The organism is Moorena sp. SIO4A5 (assembly GCF_010672005.1).
In the GTDB taxonomy this organism is placed as follows: domain Bacteria; phylum Cyanobacteriota; class Cyanobacteriia; order Cyanobacteriales; family Coleofasciculaceae; genus Moorena.
Genome location: NZ_JAAHHZ010000410.1, coordinates 1 through 4,272, shown reverse-complemented (window position 1 = coordinate 4,272; position 4,272 = coordinate 1). Strand labels below are relative to the sequence as shown.

General features: G+C 46.6%; 6 protein-coding genes. 4 read left to right on the top strand and 2 right to left on the bottom strand.

The features are described from left to right. Nucleotides 1-175 precede the first annotated feature (175 nt). Nucleotides 176-376, top strand: coding sequence for a hypothetical protein (locus tag F6K57_RS38060; RefSeq protein WP_293022523.1), 201 nt, complete (start codon nucleotides 176-178; stop codon nucleotides 374-376). A 64-nt stretch (nucleotides 377-440) separates the two neighbouring features. Further along, a complete protein-coding gene (locus tag F6K57_RS38055) occupies nucleotides 441-623 on the top strand; it encodes a hypothetical protein (RefSeq protein WP_293022520.1) in 183 nt (60 codons plus the stop codon). Here F6K57_RS38055 and F6K57_RS38050 read toward each other — a convergent pair. Beyond that, nucleotides 576-875 carry a putative quinol monooxygenase gene (locus F6K57_RS38050; protein WP_293073650.1) on the bottom strand — a complete coding sequence of 100 codons (300 nt, stop codon included), beginning with the start codon at nucleotides 873-875 and terminating at the stop codon, nucleotides 576-578. The two genes, F6K57_RS38055 and F6K57_RS38050, sit on opposite strands and share 48 nt — an antisense overlap. 248 nt (nucleotides 876-1,123) lie before the next feature. Then, nucleotides 1,124-1,672: an NUDIX hydrolase gene (locus F6K57_RS38045; RefSeq protein WP_293022514.1), complete on the bottom strand. Its 549-nt coding sequence runs from the start codon at nucleotides 1,670-1,672 to the stop codon at nucleotides 1,124-1,126. A 520-nt stretch (nucleotides 1,673-2,192) separates the two neighbouring features. Between F6K57_RS38045 and F6K57_RS38040 the strand changes: the two genes are divergently transcribed. Continuing rightward, nucleotides 2,193-3,308, top strand: coding sequence for a dipeptide epimerase (locus F6K57_RS38040; RefSeq protein ID WP_293022511.1), 1,116 nt, complete (start codon nucleotides 2,193-2,195; stop codon nucleotides 3,306-3,308). After that, a partial coding sequence (locus F6K57_RS38035) for a DUF1611 domain-containing protein (protein WP_293073644.1) occupies nucleotides 3,292-4,272 on the top strand: 981 nt, incomplete at its 3' end. The genes F6K57_RS38040 and F6K57_RS38035, both read left to right, overlap by 17 nt.

Below are 4,272 nucleotides of genomic sequence, written 5' to 3'. Positions count from 1 at the left end.
CGCATTACCCTCTAGCTGTGAGATAAAACGATTCGGGATTATTCTAGCTAATGCCGGAATATCCATCTCGTAGTACCCCTTCGGGTAGGAACTTTGCTTGAACCCTAGCTTATAGGAAGGTTACGGAGCCTCCACTTCCTTGAGCGCCTTCTTCGGTCGCCCAGATACATCAATTATGTCCTATTCTGAACGCCTTCATCCGTGGGTGATAGTTCGGCTATTGCCAAAAATGCAACGAGTGATTGTGGCTCGGTTTCGCAACCGATCGGATGCCCAAGGCCACTTGCAGGCTCTGAAACGACTGATGCCCGATGCTGAATTTATAATTATTTTTGATTTAGGAAAGCCGATGGAAGAAGACTCTGAAGACTCTTAGGGGTTTGGGTGATTCGTGATGCCATAGCGCTGCACCCAAGGGCATAGGGAGTAGGCGTCCGGAAATGAAACGGGCAAGATGCCCGTTCCACCTACCGGGTCAAAGTAAAACTACTCTTCCCGATTCCCGATTCCCGTTCCCCTCCTGGGAGGGGTTAGGGGTGGGTTCCGATTCCCGATTCCCTGGGCGCAGCGCTATATCAGAGGATTTTGGTGTAGCGGCGGATATCTGGTGTATCAGCCACTAAGCCATCAAGTTGCTTGATGGCAGCTTGGAGATGCTCAGTGACCAGATGAGCATCTAGTGCTTCTGGTGTTGCCCACTCTTCCACAAAGGTAAAATCTGTTGGTTTTGTCTGATTTTGAAGTAATTCGTACTTCAAACAACCTTCTTCTGCTCTTGTGGGTTCAATCAATGCGCTCAGGACAGCTTTGAGTTCCTCAACTTTATCTGGCAGAGCTACAAGACGGGCAACAACATGCAAGGTAGAGTTAGACATATAGTAAAGGGAGTAGGGAGTAGGGAATAGGGAGTAGGGAGCAGGGAGCAGGCAAGAGGCAAGAGGCAAGAGGTAAAAGGCAAGAGGCCAAAAATCCTGTGTACTTGATAGCTATGAGAAACGCTATAGAACAAAGGGAGTAGGGAACTTCAGATCAAAAATTATCACAATTCCTACACGGATTGCTATATTTTAAGCTGACGGCTGACAGCTGACGGCTGACAGCTGACAGCTTAATCCTTACTAATTTAAGACAAAAACTTCAAGCCTAAAAACAAAGCAGCAATTGTTCCTGAAACACAAATTTCTCCTTGTTCAATTTTTTTCATAACCTCGTCTATAGGTACCAAAACAATTTCCACCTCTTCCGTAATATCTAGATTTTGGATACCCGATGGCTGAGCATCTTCCGCCATAATTAAATGAATTGTATTGGTATCTTTTACCGGATTATCATATAAGGTTGCTAGGGAAAACATATGCTCAGAGACATAACCAGTCTCTTCTTCTAATTCCCTAGCAGCTGCCTTCAGACTATCTTCTACTGTTGAGTTGAAACCACCCCCAGGGAGTTCCAATAAAATTTCTCCCACTCCATGGCGATATTGACGGACAAAAACAACATTGCGATCGCAAGTAATTGCCAGTATCAGCACAATATCCGGTCTAACATTGATGAAGTAGTCATCAACAATTTCACCACTTGGTAATTCTACTTCATCTTGCCTGACTCGACACCATTTATTGTCAAAAACCAACTTTGATTTCATGGTTTTCCATGGCTGTATTGAAATCATTAAATTACTGAATAATTACAAAAGGATAAGTTACAGTATTAAGGGTGAAGGTTGAAGGTTACAGGTTGAAGGTTGAAGGTTACAGGTTACAGGTTACAGGTTAGAGGTTGAAGGTTACAGGTTACAGGTTACAGGTTGGGTTAGAGGTTGAAGGTTACAGGTTAGAGGTTGAAGGTTACAGGTGGTAGGTTACAGGTTACAGATTGTAGGTTGTAGGTTACAAATTGGGTTACAGGTTGTATGTAGGTTAGAGGTTACACCTTGTAGGCGAGTATGATCTGGCAAACCTATTATTGACCATCGTCCTAGTAGAGTATAACCTTCAAGCTACCCTTCACCGAACCCCAAAGGCGAACAACCTTGGCCTTTGGCCACGCTACGCGAACAACTAAACAACCTTCAACCTTTAACCAAATAACCTTCAAGCTACCCTTCACCGAACCCCAAAGGCGAACAACCAACTAACCTTCAACCAACTAACCTTTAACCTTAAACTAAATAACCATATACTAAATAAACAATGCGTATTGGCGTTGAAACGTTCACGGTACATAAGCAGTTCCCTTTAACCATCAGTCGTGGCACCACTTCTGAAACCACCAATGTCTGGGTCAGGATCGAACAAGAGGGTATTGAAGCGTGGGGCGAAGGGTCTCCCTTTTCCCTAGGAAAGGCAACTAGCCTCAGCAATAGCTCGTCAGATCCAGGCACAGAAAGTTTCCTAACCCCCACCCCCCATAAGCAAACTACTGAGATTCTGCTGGAAGCCCTAGAGGTGGTTATCCCGATGCTGGAGGTATTTAGTCCTTGGGAACACCAACAAATTGAACGGGTTTTGGAGGAGGTACAGGTGCCATCAGCGGCTTGGGCGTCCATTGATTTGGCAATACATGACTGGCTAGGGAAGCGGGTGGGATTGCCCCTCTGGCGGCTGTGGGGATTGAACCGCCGCCGAATTGTACCAATTTCCGCTACGGTAGGCATTAGTGACCCAGAAAAGGCCAGGCAACGGGTGCAGGAATGGATTCCCATTACTGGTGCTCATGTACTGAAAATTAAATTAGGTTCACCTGAGGGGATTGCTGCTGATCAACAGATGATTCTGGCTATCCGAGATGAGGCACCAGAAGCCGAGTTGAGTGTAGATGCCAATGGGGGTTGGAGTTTGGAGGAAGGGGTAGAGATGTGTAACTGGCTGGCGAGTCAGGGGGTGAGGCATGTGGAACAACCCCTCGCTCCCGGAAAAGAGGTTGATTTACCCGAGTTGTATAAGCAATCCCCTTTACCAATTTTTGTGGATGAAAGTTGCAAGACTAGCCAAGATATTCCGCCGTTGGCAAACTGTGTCCATGGTATTAACATTAAACTAATGAAATCTGGTGGTTTAACTGAGGCAATACGGATGGTGCATACCGCAAAAGCTTGTGGGTTGCAGGTGATGTTTGGTTGCTATTCTGACAGTACTCTGGCGAATACAGCAGCTTCTCATCTCTCACCACTGGCAGATTATCTTGATTTAGACAGCCACTTAAACCTAGTAGATGACCCCTTCACAGGGGCAACCCTACAAAATGGGCATTTGATACCGAATAATTTACCAGGACTGGGGGTGAAACGCCGTGAATTTAACCACTAATCGGCGTATTGCGATTCTACTCCATGAAGGGATTCTTGGTTCAAAAGGCAAAACCGGACTGACTCTGTTACGCTATTGCCCAACTGAGATTGTGGTGGTGATCGACCAGCAGTGTGCTGGGCAGTCTTTGTCTAAATTAACTGGAATTAAGGTTAATGTCCCGATTGTAGATTCCGTGTCTGCTGCCCTGGCTTATCAACCGGATATCCTAGCCATTGGTATTGCGCCCTCTGGGGGAGCATTACCAGAGCCTTCGAGGCAGGAGGTCAAAGTAGGGGTAGGAGCAGGGTTATCGATTATCAATGGTTTGCATACTCCCATGGCATCTGACCCAGAGTTACAGCAATTACTGCAAGACGGTCAGGTAATTTGGGATATTCGTCGGGAACCGAAGGGATTAGGAATAGCAAGTGCTCAAGCGCGATCGCTACCTTGTCAGCGCATCTTGACAGTAGGTACAGATATGGTAGTGGGCAAAATGTCAGCAGCTCTGGAGTTATATTTGTGCGCCCAACGTCAGGGCATATCATCGAAGTTTCTAGCCACTGGTCAAGCTGGAATTATGATTTCTGGGGATGGCATTCCCTTGGATGGGATTCGGGTAGACTTTGCGGCTGGTGCTGTGGAACAAATGGTACTGCGCTATGGTAATGACCACGACTTATTGATCGTAGAAGGGCAGGGTTCCCTTTTGCATCCTGGTTCCACAGCTACTCTACCGCTAATTCGAGGAACTCAGCCCACGGGATTACTATTGGTCCATCGAGCCGGACAGGAGTCTGTTCGTAATCATGACCATGTGCCGATTCCCCCATTACCCAAAGTGATTGAGCTTTACGAGACCGTTGCTAGTGCTGGTGGGGCATTTGGTCAGGTAAAGGTGATTGCGATCGCACTTAATACTGGCCACTTGGATGATCAAGCTGCCCGGTCGGCCATTGAACAGGTACAAACAGAGACTGGC